Here is a 16810-nt window from a genome sequence, read left to right on the forward strand (position 1 = left end):
CGTAAGCTCTGCTTCTGATTTCAGCAAAGTCGTGGCCGAAATCATCAAAATAGGGGTCTTTTGGCCCCTTTTCTGTCATCTCTCTTATTGTACATGAAAATCCCGAATTTGCAAGCCTTTTATCAAAAAAGCCCTGCCGATCCGGGATTTACACCTGGTTTTACTTCGCCGCTTCCACCTTTAAGGGGAAGTTTGATTCACTGCCTGCATCATAGGTAACCGTAACATAGGTAACTTTTACCAAAGCTCCGCTTCCGTTGCTGTCATCTGTAGCATTTCCAAGTACACCGGAATCCAGTCCTTCGCAGTTATCTTTGATAAAACCCATCTCTTTTGCTGAACCGGTATCGATGGTAAATGTGCTCATGGCCTGATCCTTTACGGTTCCGGTGGCTTCTTTTACTTCCATCTTATCCTGGGCATCTAGGACTAAAATCACCTTTGCATTGGTCGTGTCAGACCCCGATATCTCACCTTTGTAGATGATGGAAACTTTCACATCTGGTTCCAGTGCGTAGGAGGTTTCCACTACAGCATTATCCAGATGAAAAACAGTTTTCGACTCTCCGTCTAAAACAGTCATGGATTCCATATTATCAGATACCTCGGTGACTTTACCGGTTAATATCTTAAATTCTGCTGTACTTCCGGGTGCCTGTGTACTTGCCGCCGGAGAAGTCTCATTTGAAGTTTCTGTCTGTGTAACAGTACCTGCTGCGTTTTGCGCCGGCTTTGATGATTTCCCGCAAGCCGATAATATAACTGCTGTGCAGACTGCTAATGCGATCATTAAGGTTCTTTTCATAAAGCATCCTCTTTTCTATGTTTGCCATTTCCTGATATATCGCATTTAGTATATCATCCGTTTGTGAAAAGTTTTTATCTTTTTTCTTAATTTACTTTTATCTATTTAATTACGTGCCCTATCATTTCTAGCCAGGAGATACAAACAGTACTGGTTCATGCTGATCCCCTCTTTCTTTGAGTGCTCCGCTAATTCCCGATGTAATGACTTGGGTATTCTTAATTTAAACTGTCCGGAATATTTATCCAGATTATCTGGCTCAGGGATTTCACAACCATCTTCAAGCATTGCTTCCAGCCAGGCTTTTTGGGCATCTTTGGCATTAGCAATTGCTGCTTCGATTGTCTCACCACATGTTATACAGCCCCTTAAATCTGGAAATGATACAATATATCCTCCCTCATCAGGATCTTCAATAATCTCCATTCTATAGTGCAGATTCATATAATCATCAATTGTTCTCATCATCTGATACCTCACTTTCAACAATCTCTCTAACCATCTGTACATAAACTTTTTTTATTGGTTCATGCTTTGGCAGAGTAATTGGCATACACCCTGATTTCCGAAACGTATAATGACTACTTCCCCCCTTGGGCGACTTCATTTCATATCCATAGTACTCCAAGACACGTTGCAATTCACTAAATCGCAGATCTTTTGATAAAGAGCATATTCTATTCAATAATTTATCCCATTGTGACATTTATTAATCCTCTCTTTATAATACATTATATTATGGTGTCGCATTTGGTGTCAATGATATATTAAAAATAAGACATAATATAAAACAAAACCCCTGAATCACACATAACCATGTGTTCCAGGGGCTATCATAAAATTTTTATTATTCCTACAAAATATCTCCATACCTCCCAAGAAAATTCTGTGTCCTGACATTGTTGGACGCAAACACTTCCTCCGGAGTCCCTTCCTCAACGATCACACCCTCTGCCATAAAAATCACCCGGTCAGAGATATCTCTGGCAAATGCCATCTCATGAGTGACAATTACCATGGCAATATGCAGATCCGCAAGGGATTTAATAACCTTAAGCACTTCACCTGTCAGCTCCGGATCCAGTGCAGAGGTAGGCTCATCAAAAAATAGTATCTTGGGGTTCAGAGCCAGTGCTCTTGCAATTGCCACCCTCTGGCACTGCCCGCCAGAAAGCTGGCAGGGATAGGCATCTGCTTTATCAGCAAGTCCCATTTTCTGAAGAAGCACCGTAGCCTCTTTGATAGCATCCTCCTTGCTCCGTTTCTGAACATGGATTGGTGCATCAATAATATTATTTAAAACGGTCATATGAGGAAACAAATTAAAATTTTGAAAAACAAGACCGTAATTCTTCTGGATCTCTTTCAGTTTTTCCTTTTTGGCATAGACAGTCGTTCCATCGCTTCCGTTCCACGCCGCCTTTTCTCCCAGGTAAAACAGTTCTCCTTTATCCATCTGTTCCAGCAATGTGGCACACCGAAGGAGCGTGGACTTTCCGGAACCGGAAGGCCCGATAACAGAAAGAATCTCCCCTTCTTTTACAGACAGAGAGATGTCCCGAAGGACGTTCTGTTCATTAAATGATTTTTCCACATGGTTCATTTCCAGTACGTGCATTTCGATTCCTCCTATTGGTAATAATTCATCCGTTTTTCTATGTATTCCATCAGCATAGCCACTACCAGATTAAATACATAATAGAAAAGACCTGCTGCCACAAAGGGGATCAGGCTTGTCTGTGAGGACGCCAGCGCCTTGGCTACGGCAAACATCTCCAGTACGCTGATGGTAAACGCAAGGGAGGTATCCTTTACCAGAGTTATTACCTCGTTGGTGACTGACGGAAGAATCCGTTTTACTACCTGGGGAAATATGATTCTAAAAAAGGTCTGGTTCTTTGAGTATCCTAAAAGCTTTGCTGCCTCATACTGTCCGGCCGGCATGGATTGAATGCCGCTTCTGTAGATTTCAGCAAAATAAGCCGCATAGTTGATCACGAAACCGATAAATGCAGCCCAAAGGCGGTATCCGTTCCCCACCTTTACTCCAAAAAGGTAATAGGGACCGAAATACACCACCATAAGCTGAAGCATCAGAGGGGTTCCTCTCATGACTGAAATATAGAATTTAACAATGGCCTCTATGACCCGGTTTTTTGACATCCTCCCAAAGGAGACCAGAAGTCCCAGAGGAAGAGAAAAGATGAGTGTTACCAGAAAGATCTGGATGCTGACCCACATTCCTCCTGCCAGTTGTGTAAGTATCTTTGTAAAAGCCATGATTGCCCCTCCGTCAGTATCAATTATTTTCCTATTGTTGTTACGTCTTTACCGAACCATTTTTCAGAAACGGTCTTTAAGGTTCCGTCTGCTGCCATTGCCTCCAGCTGCTCCTGCACCTTGTCTCTTAATCCATCATTTCCCTTTTTAAAGCCAACTCCGTACTCCTCTGCAGCAAGTGCTTCATCAAGAATTACGAAATCTGACTTTCTCTGCTGAATCTGATAAGCAGCTACAATCTCATCCATAGCCACGCAGTTTACTGCTCCCATCTCAAGATCCATAAATGCAGTATTATAATCTGGTGTGGTCTGAAGTGTCTTAAATGTTTTGGCTAATGTATCATTATCCTTTAATGCAGCTTCTGCAGAAGAGTCAGCCTGTACCTCCACTACTTTTCCGGAAAGATCTGCAAGTGTCTTGATACCGGAGTCCTTTGCCACAACAAAGACCTGTCTGTTTGCCATATAAGGCTTTGTCCATGTATAACCATCTTCTCTTCCAGTAATGGTAAATCCATTCCAGATACAGTCAATGTTGCCGCTTTCCAGTTCCATATCCTTTGCGTCCCAGGCGATTGGCTGAGCTACAAACTTTTTACCAAGGCGGTCTGCCACTTCTTTAGCAAGATCTAAGTCAAATCCTGTATACTCTCCATTATCTCCCACAAATCCCATGGGAGGAAAATCCTGATCAAATCCCACAGTAAACGTATCTTTTTCAGAAGCTGCAGAAGATGTTTCCTGTGCTTTTGTTGTCTCTGCAGATGAAGACTCTGCCTTTGTTGTCTCTGCCGCCGCAGGTGCTTCTTTTTTTCCTGCACAGCCGCTTAATAACGCTGCTGTTCCTAATATTGCTGCTGCCAGAATCACTATTTTTTTCATAACATAAATCCTCCTCTTTATTTTCATGTGTTACCATGGTAGCACAGTAAAGTTTTTCTGTAAAGAAGAAATTTATGTATAATGGTTCTAAAACCAGATGAAAGAAATGATTATAATCAGTATTACAAGGGCTGCGCCCCCACCAAGGAAAAAAGCAGGACTTATATTCCCATCGCTTTCCTCCCTGGAAGCTTCCGGCTCCGCCAGCATCCCCCAGGGACTGAGCACCAGAACGCCCTGAGGAATATCCATTGAATGTCCGTTGTTTAAAAATTCCGTAAATCCATTCCAATCCCGTTCTATCTGTTTCCTGCCTTCCTTAAAATCCTCTGAAGGTTCTTTCTTACCTTTTGTAAAAAAAGGTTCCGGCTCTCCCTTAATTTCTGAAACTTCTTTTTTCTTTAGAAACTGCTGATAGGCGTAGCGAATCCCTTTATTGGCCGTCTCATTTACATCTGCCTTGTTCTGGTATAGATTCATCATGTAATAAAAGATCCGGTATACATCCTTTGCTTCAAAAACTGGTTTTCTCACACCGGAATATTTTAGAGAGGACTGACTCACCATTTCCTGAATCAATTCATCGGTCATCCGGTCACAGGCTTCTCTTAAATCCATGGCGATCCCTTTTTCCGCTCCCAGACTGGATACAAAGATCTGTGTTTTTATTGACATAAGAGCGGCTAAAAATCCCAAGAGCTCTTCGCTTTTACCAGACAGTCCTGATATCCTGAATAAATTTCCTTCCCGGTTCATGTAGGACGCAAACCGCTGTGCAGCCTCCAGATCGCTTATTTCATATACCCTTCCCGTTTTCATAGGGGAAATGGTTAAGCTGGCTCCCTGGGCTTTTCCAGCTATTTTCTTGGAAGGCCCACCTTTTTCCAGAATAGTTAAAGAAGTTTCATCCATCAGATTTTTGGCATATCCGGGATTATTTTTAATCGTTCCGAAGGCTGTCGGCTGGTAAATAATCCCCATACCGGTTTCATTATCTCCTGTAGTAACCGGGGTCCTGATTCCGCCTTCCTTAGAAGCACTTAACTGCTTTCCCTCCACACTACTGCGTCCGAATATCTGATTCAGCTCTGCCTCCGTAAAATTTTTCCCCATAACGCTTCGGCAGATGGCTGCCCTCAATGCATTAATACTTAAGGCAGATCCGTAATTACTTAACAGAAGCTCCAGATCTCCAAGTCGGGACATCAAAAGCTTTTGCAGCATCACAGACAATTCCTGATTGAGCTCCCCGGCTTCCTGGCCCTCTTGTGTTCCATGGGTGAGAACCGCCAAAAGAAGTTCCTCGTATATTCTTGCCAGCTCTTTTAATTCCTCCGAAAGAGGAAGGGTTTCAGATGGAGTCCAGTCTGTTATGTCATGAAAGGCCTCCCTCCATTCTTCCTCATCCCAAATGTCAGGAGTATCACTCACGGAAGCAGTATCTCTGACAGACCTGGATTTTTCAGCATTTTCAGTTTTTTCAGATTCTGCTTTTGCCTCTTCCTTCATGAACTGAGTCTGAGCAGCCACCTGATTAAGCACAATTTCTCCTGCAGTTAATTTCTCGTTTGCTTTTAATGCTTCAACAGACAGATTCAAGTCTGCTTTACCACTCACTTTACCCTCAGCTATCCCCTCTGTTTTCAATTCCCCCGGGACAACAGAGTCCTGCGCCCTGATTTCCATCGCTTATCCTTTTCTCGTGTTTATCCGATTAATCCTGTTCATCCTGGTAGACAATTTTACCTTTGCAGATGGTATATTTCACTTTTCCAAAAAGTTTTTTTCCGGTAAATGGGGAATTGGATGATTTGGAGACATATTCACCTGCGGTCCATTCCTCGTTGGGATCAAATATTACCAGATCTGCTGCGCCTCCGGTTTTCAGCCTTCCACAGTCCAGACGATATAATTTCGCCGGATTGATACTCATCTTTTCCAACAGCTGCATCATGGTTAAATGACCCTGACGCACCAAAGTGGTTACTCCCAGCCCAAGTGCCGTTTCAAGCCCGATAATTCCACTGGGCGCCTCCAGCAAAGGCCTGGCTTTCTCTTCCGTACTATGAGGTGCGTGATCGGTGGCTATGATATCAATGCTGCCATTTTTAAGACCTTCTATTACAGCCATACGGTCTGCCTCTGTCCGAAGAGGGGGATTCATCTTAGCCAGACTTCCATAGGAAAGAACCGCCTCTTCTGTCAGTGTGAAATGGTGGGGTGTCACTTCCGCATAAACGTCTGCCCCTAAATCCTTTGCAAACTGTACCATACGTACCGATGCAGCAGAACTGATATGCTGAATATCTACTGCAGCCTTGGTATGGAGAGCGAGCATACAGTCTCTTGCCACCAGACTATCCTCCGCCTCAGCAGGAGAACCATAGATGCCAAGTTGTTCGGATACTGCCCCATGATTGATTCCGTTGTTCTCTATTAGAGCAGGATCTTCTTCGTGAAAGCTTAAAGGGAGATTTAAACTGGCCGCTTTTTCCATGGCTGTTTTTACAAGCTCCGCATCCATCAGCGGAATCCCATCATCAGTAAAGCCTGCTGCTCCATGGGCCGCCAGTGCCTCCATATCAGTCAGCTCACGACCCTTCATTCCTTTTGATACAGCTGCTGCATGAAGGACATGGATTCCGGTTTTCTCCCCTTCTTTTTTTACATATTCCAACGTTTTTATATTATCCACAGGAGGCTTTGTATTGGCCATGCATACAACTGTTGTAAAACCACCTTTGGCTGCTGCTCTTGCACCTGTCTGAATGTCTTCCTTGTAAGTAAGCCCCGGATCCCGGAAATGAACATGTACGTCCACAAGACCCGGTGCTGCGATAAGACCGGTACCATCGATCACTACATCATTTTTTGAAGTCCCTGCCCCGGGAGGATTCTGATCCGTTCCCATCCCGGATATGATTCCATCTTCTATGCAGATATCCATATCCTGCTCTGTCCGGGTTGCCGGATCAATTACGTGAACATTTTTAATCCATATCATCGTTTCTTTCTCCCTTTCTCTTTTAATGCCCGTTTATCCTTCTTTGCCGCAAAACGGAAGAATCCCTGAGGCAGTTCAAAAACAAACACAATACCTAGCACGATTGCAACAGCCACTTTCAAAGCAAGAAACCCGGTTCGGGCAGCAAGTGCTATTTCGTCGGTTACAATATAGTAAGCAGTCCAATATACCAGCGCACCTGGAACTAATGGAAAAATACCGGATATCAAAAAGATGGTTACCGGGCACTGTTTTCTGACCGCAAATATTCTGGAAAGAAGAATTACAGCAATGGTTGCAAACATTGCAGATGCCGGCTCTGAAAATCCCTGTACCAGCATGCTATATACGAACCAGCCTGTTCCCCCAATTAAACCGCAATAAGGGTAGTATATAGCAGGTACTCCAAACAGAAGAGCGAATGCAACCGTACCAAGGGCTGCAACTGCCATCTCACAGACAGCCATCATAAAAATCCACCTCCTGTAAACCGGTGAAGAAGGCTGAATACCAGCCCTACTCCCATGGCTATGCAGAAGAATACCAGCAGCGCATCCATCATACGCACAGAACCAGCGATATAATCTCCGTCTGCAATATCACGAATTGCATTGGTAAATGCAACTCCTGGTATCAAAGGCATAATTGAACCAATAATCATAAAGTTTAAATGTTCGCCCAGGCGAAGCTTGTACATGAGAGTGCACAGCGCAGTAACCAGCGCTCCCCCTCCAATATTAGCCACCAGCTTTTTAAGATGAGGACCTGCCAGAAAAATGATATATCCATATAGAACCAATCCAGAGACAAATGCAGCTGCTGCATCTTTTACATTTCCTCCGAACAGATAACAAAAGCAGGCACTTCCCACTCCCGATGCAAGAATCTGCATCATCTTTGACTTTCCAGGCATCCGCTGTATCTGATCAAGCCTTTCTCTTACTGCTTGGGGAGTTAACGATCCTGCTTCAATCTCCCTGGAGAGCTGATTCACTGCAGCAACACGGTCTAAATGTGTGCCGCTCACCGGAATGTGCTGAACCTTTGCAAATATCTCTTCTCTCTCATCTCCTGCGGTGGTAAAAATCCCATTGCTTAACACAAAGGAATTGCAGGATTTAATTCCGTAATGACGGCAGATCCGGTCCATGGTTTCTTCCACCCGGAAAATCTCAGCACCATTTTCCAGCAGAATATGACCGGCCAGCATGGCCGCATCTAAGACCTCCCGCTCTTCCTCTTTCCGCTCATTCATGAATTTGAGGCTCCTGTTCCAGAACAAACGATTCTCCGTCTCTTTCCATCATAACAATCCGGTCCCGGTAAGGAATGGAAACTTCCATTGATTTTAAACGTCCTATTACGGAATAATCATCCCAGCAGTGCATGGGAAATGCATGCACTACTTCCGCCTTTCTCATAAATTCATCAAAACCCAGATAGAAGTTTTCCTCCTGTCTTGTATCCAGAGGCAGAAAGGCTGCATCAATTTTCGTTCCTGCCAGCTTGTCCACTTCTAATGAATAGTTCTTAGCCATATTCCGGTTCCATTCCTCTGGCTCACCTTCCCATCTCCAGTTGTTTAGATCGCCAGCATGGTAAATCACGGTTCCATCCACTTTTATGAGAAATGCGACACCCTCATCTGTGGATTGAAAGGTAGTAATTTCTAATGCCAGATTACCTCCTGTACCATACGAAAAGGTGAGCGTTTCTCCCGGTTTGACAAATGAAATATGGCTTCTTTGTTCCTCACTGATCTTTTTCCTGGAGATATCATCAGACAGAATATAATGAACTTCTCTGGGTCCGTTCCCCAATTCAAAAATTTTATCCGAATAATGATCGCCATGGCGATGACTGGCGAAAACAAAAAGTGGTTTATTGGTATCCAGGTCAGGAAGTGTACCCTGGGTATAATCGAATAGCAGAGCAGCAGACCATAAGTCTGCCAGGAATGCACTGTGATGAACGTAAGTAATTTTCATAAAAAGCTGCCTCCTTCAAATGACTGTTTGGAGAAATTATATCACATACTAATCCATTCTGCATAGCAGATGCGCGCAAAAAAGGCGGAGACATCTGTCCCCGCCTGCGGAAATTTTCATTCCATCTAAGCTGTTATTTCTATAATAATTAGTTAGCAGCCTTTGTAGTTTCTGTAGCTTCAGTAGTTGCTTCTACGCTGGAAGCTTCTTCAGAAGACTCTTTTGCAGATGCTTCTTCAGTTGTTTCTTCTACAGACTCAGAAGATTCTTCTGTTGTAACTTCTTCTTTTGTAGCTGCTTCTGTTGTAACTGCTTCTGTTGTAGCTGCTTCTGTTGTAACTTCTGTTGCTGCTGTTGTTTCAGCAGTCTTTGTGCTTCCACATGCAGAAATTGCTGCCATTGTTAATACTGCTAATCCTGTAAGTACCAGTTTCTTTGTTGTTAATTTCATAATATTTCTCCTCCTTGCGGCTACCTGTGTTTATTGTTAAATATGTATGCCGCGGCTTTTTTTATTAATTTCTAAAGCCGAGACACAGTTTAACACCTTAAGAAAATAAAGTCAATGAATTCATTATGATTTTTTTCTTAATATAAAAGTGGTAAATTCTTAATTAAATTTACAAATGGGGATAATATGTCTAACAATAAATTATGGATTTATGCTCTTGAGTTTTTTTTATTCTATTTGTTTGTATTTTGTCCATTCGAAAAAAATACTAATTTTTAGGGATGTAGTGGCTTTATTTTTGTGCTATATTCCCAAATCCTTTTCCTTTTTATTCGTTGCAGATCATTTTCATACCTGCTATACTTTATAAATAAATACTGATTGAATATGATAACAGGAGGAATCTACTATGTTAAAGGATCTCGTTTCCAAATGCCGTACATACCGGCGCTTTTATCAGGAGTGCCAGATCTCCAAAGAGGATTTACTGGAGCTCATTGATATGGCGAGACTCACTGCGTCCACGGCTAACTCACAGGCATTGAAATTTAAGATCAGCAATACACCAGAAGAAAATGCTCTGATATTTGATACTTTAGGCTGGGCGGGAGCACTTCCTGACTGGGACGGACCCGAGGAAGGGGAGCGCCCATCTGCCTATATCATCATTCTCTGTGATCTGTCACTTGGTAAGAACAAGCTTACCGATGATGGCATCGTCGCTCAGACCATAATGCTTGGAGCAGTAGAAAAAGGCTACGGCGGCTGCATGCTTGGAAATGTACGTCGAAGTCAGCTGGGTGAAGCGCTTGGCATTGATACCTCTCTTTATTCTGTAGATCTTGTCCTGGCTCTTGGAAAACCAAAGGAAGAGGTGGTCATCGTTCCTGTTAAGGAAGACGGAAACGTTAAGTATTACAGAGATGAAAACCAGATTCATTATGTTCCCAAGCGGGCATTAGAGGATATTATTATCTAATAACAAAACATGAAAAAACAGCCGCTCCGGAACTATACCGGTTCGGCTGTTTTAAAATCTTTGTCCGCATTTGGGACAGTATTCAAAATCCTCTGTTGTTTCATACCCGCAGTGGGAGCATTGCCTCTTATTCCACTCTGCGCTTCTTTGTCCGGATTGAACCAGGGTTAAATCCCGCTCCTCAATTTCAACCGGCTCTCTTCTGCTTAACTTCTTTCCTTTTTCCCCATCCAGTTCATAAACGGTATTACAGCAGGACATCTGTACATAATAATGCCTGTTCCATTTTATAATGGGGATAAAAAATACACTGAAATAGCTGTAAGTCATAAAGACCTGATATCTGCCATAGCCTCCGCATAAGGAGCAAATCACTGTCCTGGTATAATCAAGCAGCTTTTTCCCCTGACTCATTCCGCATATGAAAAACATCGCATACCTCCTAATGGAGCCAACCGCAATAAACTGGTTGGCGTTGATTTTGATTAAGAGTATAGCATAAAAAGATCAAACATCATAGCCCGGTCATTTTACACGCCAAGCAGGCCGCTGCATTATGATGCAACGGCCAGTAATTGATGCTGGTGTTTTTACAATTATTATTTTAATAACTGCAGAACGCCCTGTGGAACCTGATTTGCCTGTGCCAGCATGGACTGAGATGCCTGAACCAGGATGTTGTTCTTGGTATATGCCATCATTTCTTTTGCCATATCTACATCGCGGATACGTCCTTCTGCTGCAGTCATGTTTTCCTGTGTAACTCCAAGGTTATTGATGGTGTGCTCGAGACGGTTCTGAATGGCACCCAAATCACCTCTGGTTGCAGATACTTTATTAATGGCAGCTTTAATTTTTTCAATAGAAGCCTTTGCCCCTTCCTGAGTGCTTACATCAACATCTGCAATTCCGAGACTTTTTGTGCTCATATTTCCAACAGTAACGTTAACCTGCTGATAGCTGTCCTTTGTCTCACCAACCTGGATTTTTAAGCCTCCGGATTTAACTCCCGCTTTTGCACCATCTTCAATTGTAATCTTATTTCCTGAAATAGAAGACTTTATACCGTCATTGCTGAGAGCCAGACGCAGATTAGCTGCTGTCCCATTATTATCTGCTCCAATAACAACTGCAGTAGCACCCTCTTTCAATTTACTGGCATCACCAACGCTTGCACTGTCAATAAATTGATATTCTTTACCACCCACTGTAACAGAATCGCCTTCAGCAATACCTGAATTTACCAGCTCAACAGTCTTTGATGCACGGGCAGGAGTAGCTCCGGCAGAAAGTGATCCAAGAGCACCGGTGGTCGTATCTGTTGTGGATAATGCGGTAATGGTAACACCTTCTTTACCGCCTAACGCTTCTAATGTAATTTCATTTGTGGAATCATCAACCGTTGCTTTAAATAAAGATTTTGTATCCTTATTTGTATTAATTGCATATGCAATTGCTGATGCATTGGTTGCTACTGTACCACCTGCTGTATAATCCACTTTGATGGATTTTACATTGCCGTCTGCGTCCTTATATCCAATACCAAGGGTATGATCTCCTGCTGCTCCGGCACCAGGTGTAAATTTAAAAGTACCATTAACAGCATCTGCTGCACCAAGCTTAACACCCAGAGATTCCGACTTAATATCAACCATCTCATTATATCCAACTGTTTTATCGGAGGTTTTCAGCTGATTCTTATCTCCGATCTTAATATTACCGTCCGCAGTTAAAGACGCTGAGGTGATGCCGGAATTTTTCATAGCTGCAACTAAGTTCTTTTTGGTTTCTGTATCATTGCTTCCGATTATAACACGTACATTATCACCGGTGGTTTTATAATCGTCTGCCGCCTTCATTTCAAATGTATGGTCACCAACTGTAATTTTTTTACCTGATGCCAGATCGGCTGTTTCCACTTGCAAATAATCAAATGCATCAGTTGGTGCTGTAGTTACTGTGGCTGTAACATCTGATCCTAAGGCAGTGTTAGTGGATAAATCTACTGCCGCCGTAGGTGCACCATTAGCGTTAATTGTACGCTCTTTTACAGTAATTGACGCCAAACCGACACCATTTGTTCCTAAATCTTTACTGCTTGCAGTAATTTTTAAGCCATCGGCTCCATCTGTTTCCATTTTAACATCAGCAAATACTTTCTTTAATGAATCCAGAGCATCTTTGTTATCTGCTGCAAATTGAGCATCAGAAATGCTATTAATTCCACCTGACAAAATAGCACCGACTTTTGTCGCTAAATCCCCTGTAGTAATTGCACCTGTATCATTAAATTTAAATTTCAGAATATGATCTGTTCCAGCTGTATCCTTTAAGCTAAATTCAAATTGTTTTGAAGCTCCTGCAGCTACTGCTTCAGTACTTCCATCTGTTTTCGCACTATCCAGATCGACCTTGACTTCGTACTTACCCGCAACTGCCGGCTGGGTATGAAGCGCATTATCAGTCAGTCCAGTAACTGTCTGCGCACCGGATACTAAAGCATTTTTTGCTTCGGTGTTTACAGAATTGGCACCCAATGATCCATCCAAAAGTTTAATTCCATTGTAGTTAGTCGATTCAGAGATTCTGTCAACCTCAGATTTTAATGAATTCAATTCTTTCTGCAGATTATCACGGTCAACCGCATCATCATAGGTACCACTTGAAGACTGAGTCGCGAGCTCGGTCATACGGTTTAACATGGAGTGAACCTCAGTTAAAGCACCTTCTGCACTCTGTACAAGTGAAATACCATCATTCGCATTTTTCTGGGCTGTCTCAAGACCTGTAATCTGTGCTCTCATCTTTTCGGAAATAGCAAGACCTGCGGCATCATCTCCTGCGCGGTTGATACGATAGCCAGAAGACAGTTTCTCTAAGCTCTTTGCTACAGAGTTATTATTGTTTCCTAACTGCCTGTAGGCGTTTAATGCTGCAATATTGTGTTGAATTCTCATATGTATTACCTCCTTGAATTATGACAGGGACATCCATTTCCCTCATGTTACTTTGATTTTTTATTTCTAACTTTCCCTCGGGCCCTTGAGGAAAAAGTCGAAAGCGTAGTAAACTGTTCTTACCACCGTAAGTGCTTTTCCCTTAGTTTTTTCAAACACTGGGGAATTTGGTGGCCTTTTTCATAGATCTCTCCTCTTACGATGGAAATATCTTTTGGTGCATCGATGGCAAGTCTTAAATCTCCCTCCACGGACACCACCTGTATTACTATGTTTCCATTGATTACGAGATACTCACCTGGATTCCTTCCTAACGATAACATTCGCGTCACCTCCTTGTTTTTGACGAAGCCTGCATTGTTATTTTTTTAACTACTTGACATATATTCCCAGAATGTGTATTACAACAACCTGTTTTCATCTTATTTTTCCTTTATTTTCGTAACTCTTTAAATTTTTTCAAAAAATCCTTATTAAAACTTATTTTTATCCGATATACGTTTTAGTGAGTAATTCACACGTTTTTATAGGATATAATCAGCTTTTGCCTGCGCGGCATATGTTCCTATAATACACATTATAGGAACATTAAAAGTTATTCCTTGATAACGATCGACGCCCGGAAAAGGTCAATATAAAGCAAAAAGAGCCCTAACCTGTCTGTATTCAGACGAGTTAAGACTCTTTTTAATTTTTATTTATTCTTATTAGAATAGTTCCATCACCATGTAACAATTTTATCTATCAGGCTCTGCTGCTCCGTTGCTGTCCTTCTTAAGTAGATCCTTGTGGTCTCAATGCTTTCATGCCCCATAAGATCAGCAAGAAATGCAATGTCGTTGTATTTTTCCAGAAAATTCTTTGCGTATCTATGTCGAAAGGAATGAGGATAGACCACATCGGGATCAAGTCCGTATTTTATAGCATATCGTTTTAACTGCTGACCAACTCCCCGGGTTGAGATTCGTTCGCCGTATCGGTTTTTAAATAAGTAACCACTGGTTATCTGATTTTGATCCATCCATACCTTTGCTTCCCTTTTAAGCTTTTCGGGAATATAGACTCTGCGAAGCTTTCCACCCTTGGAATAAAGATCCAGATATCCAAGATCAACGTGCTCTGCTTTTATCTGAATGAGTTCACTGACTCTGGCGCCGGTTGCTGCCAGGAACCATACGACAAAATACCATTCCATATTTCCATCCTGCTTCAATTTCTTTTTTAAATATTGATAATCTGCATTACTAATCACATTTTCAAGGAAGTTCTTCTGCTGTATCTTAACATTTTTAAGCTGCAGTGGCTGTTGCTCCATATAATAGAGATATTTATTCATGGCCTGAACTCTTAAATTCACAGTTTTGGGTTTATAACTTTCCATTAGATAGCCCTTATAAGCCAATAAATTATCTTTGCTAATATCATTATATTGGGTGAAATAAGATCTTACTGCAGATATATAAGTTATGATTGTACTTTCAGATAAATTTTCCCTGCGAAGATATGATTCAAACTGCATTTGTGCCTGCGTTCTTTCCCGCAACTGTGCCTCCATCTGCTGTCCTCCGTACGCAAATTTTAATGCATATCAATTTTAAAGCATAGATGAAGGGCATTGCTCCATAGCTTAATATCTGCTATGCTGCAACGCCCCCGCTACCATCATCAACTATCTTTCCGTACTTGTTTCTGAATGACCATAAAAGGTAAGCAGATATAATCCGCAGATTCCTACGACGGCATACACGATCCTTGTCAGCCAGGTCATGCTGCCGAAAATAAATGACACCAGGTTGAAATTGAAGAAACCTACCAGCCCCCAGTTTACTGCACCGATGATGGCAATTGTCAGAGCTGTGTAATTTAATGCTTTATTTCCCATGGCACTACCTCCTTTTCCCTTATATTATGGAGTAGCTTCTTGGTTTTTATACATTATTTTCCCAAACTCGTGATTCTTGATCTGATTTCGTCCTCCCGGTCTTTAAATAAAAGACTTTTATTATATTGATAATAGCGTTCACACTCATACTCTTTTAAAAAGTTCACACTGTAAAAACCAGTATTTAACTCTGTAATAAACAATACCATTTCCTGGCCGGCTGCAAAGGATGCTTCCAGAAAATCAAAAGCGTGTTCAAGGGATTTTCCACTTTCTGCAAAAAACATATCGTATCGGTCTGTTTCTTTCTGGAACAGCTCTCTAATCTGCTTCCAATCCTCCTCCATGTTGTTTTTTGAAGATTTTTTAAGCGTTTCTTCTATATTAATCAGCATTGCTTCTACATCACGGTATAGAAAATCTTCCCGTCTGTTCAAAAGTCCTGCTTCCCATTTTTGTTTTACGGATTCACTCCACTGGGTTCTTACATCTCGTAACCGTTCTACCATTGAAGCGTTTGAATTCCCATCTATTTCCGGATCAATTTTTTTCAGTTCTTCCATTAACAGGCCTGTACGGTCTCCCTGGTCAGCCACTTTCTTAAAATGCTGACTCAGCCTTGATAAAAGGAGTCCCATTACATTTAACTTCTCATCAAAGGGAGCACGGCTTAATTTGTTGCACAAACTTTCCCGGATTGTGCCAGACAGTATTTCGTCAATCTGATAATCATCCCGGTATTTATAGTACAGCTCCAGATAATTGGCAAAATCCTTGGCTATTTTGGGATACTGAATGTACTCACCTACTACATCACGATCTGGCTTCTTATCCAGACGTTCATAAATCTTTATGAAGCTGGATAAATCCTCCCAGCCTCTTGGCGTCGCAAAGAATTTTCCATCTACCGTAGTTTCAATCCGGCAGAAGTTTTCCGTTCTTGCATTCAGATAGGAAATAACTGCAGGATGGACTTCATGCTCATAGGCATAAGCCTTCCATACCTCGTAATCCGGCTCCACATGAATCAGCTTTATACGATCTAAGGTAACCACATCAAAATCACGGACTGATTTGTTATACTCCGGAGGATTTCCCGCAGTTACAATGATCCAGCCTTCTGGTATGCGATGATTTCCAAAAGTCTTATATTGAAGGAATTGAAGCATGGTGGGTGCCAGTGTTTCAGAAACGCAGTTTATCTCATCAATAAAGAGAATTCCCTCTGACAGTCCTGTGCTTTCTATCTTATTATAAACAGAGGCCACAATTTCACTCATGGTATATTCCGTCACACGATACTGTTTGCCTCCAAATTCCTTATCAGTGATAAATGGAAGTCCCACCGCACTCTGTCTTGTATGATGGGTGATGGTATAAGCCACCAGTCCGATCTGGCACTCTCTTGCAATCTGCTCCATAATCTGTGTTTTTCCCACTCCGGGCGGTCCCATTAAGAAAACCGGTCTCTGCCGCATTGCAGGAATTTCGTAAGTGCCGTAGATATCTTTTAGCAGATAAGCCTCTATGGTATTTTTAATTTCTTCTTTTGCTCGTTTTATATTCATTGTTTTATTGTT

Annotated in this window: 19 protein-coding genes; 1 reads left to right on the forward strand and 18 read right to left on the reverse strand. The window is 42.0% G+C overall.

Annotated elements, in window-relative coordinates; translation table 11 throughout:
• Nucleotides 1–160: 160 nt before the first annotated feature.
• The 12 genes from ACOAOT_RS20625 to ACOAOT_RS20680 form a co-directional block, all read right to left on the reverse strand.
• The gene (locus tag ACOAOT_RS20625) at nt 161–805 is read right to left on the reverse strand and encodes a peptidylprolyl isomerase (RefSeq protein ID WP_420218677.1); all 645 of its coding nucleotides are present in this window, start codon (nt 803–805) and stop codon (nt 161–163) included.
• Between the two features lie 105 nt (nt 806–910).
• Nucleotides 911–1270, reverse strand: coding sequence for a type II toxin-antitoxin system HicB family antitoxin (locus tag ACOAOT_RS20630; protein ID WP_104433410.1), 360 nt, complete (start codon nt 1268–1270; stop codon nt 911–913).
• Entirely contained in the window at nt 1257–1511 is a 255-nt protein-coding gene (locus tag ACOAOT_RS20635) for a type II toxin-antitoxin system HicA family toxin (RefSeq protein ID WP_420218678.1), read from the reverse strand. Before ACOAOT_RS20635 ends, ACOAOT_RS20630 begins: the two co-directional genes overlap by 14 nt.
• Nucleotides 1512–1658: 147 nt before the next feature.
• On the reverse strand, nt 1659–2423 hold the full coding sequence (locus tag ACOAOT_RS20640; RefSeq protein ID WP_420218679.1) for an amino acid ABC transporter ATP-binding protein: 765 nt from the start codon (nt 2421–2423) through the stop codon (nt 1659–1661).
• An 11-nt stretch (nt 2424–2434) separates the two neighbouring features.
• Complete coding sequence (locus ACOAOT_RS20645; protein ID WP_104433404.1) at nt 2435–3085, reverse strand: amino acid ABC transporter permease; 651 nt, start codon at nt 3083–3085, stop codon at nt 2435–2437.
• 23 nt (nt 3086–3108) lie between these two features.
• Nucleotides 3109–3969: a transporter substrate-binding domain-containing protein gene (locus ACOAOT_RS20650; RefSeq protein ID WP_420218680.1), complete on the reverse strand. Its 861-nt coding sequence runs from the start codon at nt 3967–3969 to the stop codon at nt 3109–3111.
• Between the two features lie 87 nt (nt 3970–4056).
• On the reverse strand, nt 4057–5655 hold the full coding sequence (locus tag ACOAOT_RS20655; protein WP_420218681.1) for a hypothetical protein: 1599 nt from the start codon (nt 5653–5655) through the stop codon (nt 4057–4059).
• 28 nt (nt 5656–5683) lie between these two features.
• On the reverse strand, nt 5684–6973 hold the full coding sequence (locus tag ACOAOT_RS20660) for a dihydroorotase (protein ID WP_420218682.1): 1290 nt from the start codon (nt 6971–6973) through the stop codon (nt 5684–5686).
• Complete coding sequence (locus ACOAOT_RS20665; protein WP_420218683.1) at nt 6970–7443, reverse strand: threonine/serine exporter family protein; 474 nt, start codon at nt 7441–7443, stop codon at nt 6970–6972. Before ACOAOT_RS20665 ends, ACOAOT_RS20660 begins: the two co-directional genes overlap by 4 nt.
• Nucleotides 7440–8228 carry a threonine/serine exporter family protein gene (locus ACOAOT_RS20670; RefSeq protein WP_420218684.1) on the reverse strand — a complete coding sequence of 263 codons (789 nt, stop codon included), beginning with the start codon at nt 8226–8228 and terminating at the stop codon, nt 7440–7442. The genes ACOAOT_RS20665 and ACOAOT_RS20670 overlap by 4 nt, the downstream gene beginning before the upstream one ends.
• Entirely contained in the window at nt 8221–8961 is a 741-nt protein-coding gene (locus ACOAOT_RS20675; RefSeq protein WP_420218685.1) for an MBL fold metallo-hydrolase, read from the reverse strand. Before ACOAOT_RS20675 ends, ACOAOT_RS20670 begins: the two co-directional genes overlap by 8 nt.
• 148 nt (nt 8962–9109) lie before the next feature.
• On the reverse strand, nt 9110–9412 hold the full coding sequence (locus tag ACOAOT_RS20680) for a hypothetical protein (RefSeq protein ID WP_420218686.1): 303 nt from the start codon (nt 9410–9412) through the stop codon (nt 9110–9112).
• A 409-nt stretch (nt 9413–9821) separates the two neighbouring features.
• Between ACOAOT_RS20680 and ACOAOT_RS20685 the strand changes: the two genes are divergently transcribed.
• On the forward strand, nt 9822–10391 hold the full coding sequence (locus ACOAOT_RS20685; RefSeq protein ID WP_420218687.1) for a nitroreductase family protein: 570 nt from the start codon (nt 9822–9824) through the stop codon (nt 10389–10391).
• A 51-nt stretch (nt 10392–10442) separates the two neighbouring features.
• Here ACOAOT_RS20685 and ACOAOT_RS20690 read toward each other — a convergent pair whose 3' ends face one another.
• The 6 genes from ACOAOT_RS20690 to ACOAOT_RS20715 all read right to left on the reverse strand — a co-directional run bounded on the left by ACOAOT_RS20690 (nt 10443) and on the right by ACOAOT_RS20715 (nt 16798).
• Nucleotides 10443–10823 (reverse strand): zinc ribbon domain-containing protein, encoded by a 381-nt coding sequence (locus ACOAOT_RS20690; protein WP_420218688.1) that lies wholly within the window; start codon nt 10821–10823, stop codon nt 10443–10445.
• A gap of 167 nt (nt 10824–10990) precedes the next feature.
• Nucleotides 10991–13348: a flagellin N-terminal helical domain-containing protein gene (locus tag ACOAOT_RS20695; RefSeq protein WP_420218689.1), complete on the reverse strand. Its 2358-nt coding sequence runs from the start codon at nt 13346–13348 to the stop codon at nt 10991–10993.
• 119 nt (nt 13349–13467) lie between these two features.
• Nucleotides 13468–13671, reverse strand: a complete 204-nt coding sequence (locus ACOAOT_RS20700; RefSeq protein WP_277409670.1) for a carbon storage regulator — start codon at nt 13669–13671, stop codon at nt 13468–13470.
• Nucleotides 13672–14069: 398 nt separating this feature from the next.
• Nucleotides 14070–14903 carry a tyrosine-type recombinase/integrase gene (locus tag ACOAOT_RS20705; protein ID WP_420218690.1) on the reverse strand — a complete coding sequence of 278 codons (834 nt, stop codon included), beginning with the start codon at nt 14901–14903 and terminating at the stop codon, nt 14070–14072.
• A gap of 114 nt (nt 14904–15017) precedes the next feature.
• A complete protein-coding gene (locus ACOAOT_RS20710) occupies nt 15018–15230 on the reverse strand; it encodes a DUF378 domain-containing protein (RefSeq protein ID WP_104433382.1) in 213 nt (70 codons plus the stop codon).
• 53 nt (nt 15231–15283) lie between these two features.
• Complete coding sequence (locus ACOAOT_RS20715) at nt 15284–16798, reverse strand: ATP-binding protein (RefSeq protein ID WP_420218691.1); 1515 nt, start codon at nt 16796–16798, stop codon at nt 15284–15286.
• Nucleotides 16799–16810: the final 12 nt, after the last annotated feature.

This window comes from Lacrimispora struthionigena (assembly GCF_048627165.1).
Classification (GTDB): domain Bacteria; phylum Bacillota; class Clostridia; order Lachnospirales; family Lachnospiraceae; genus Lacrimispora.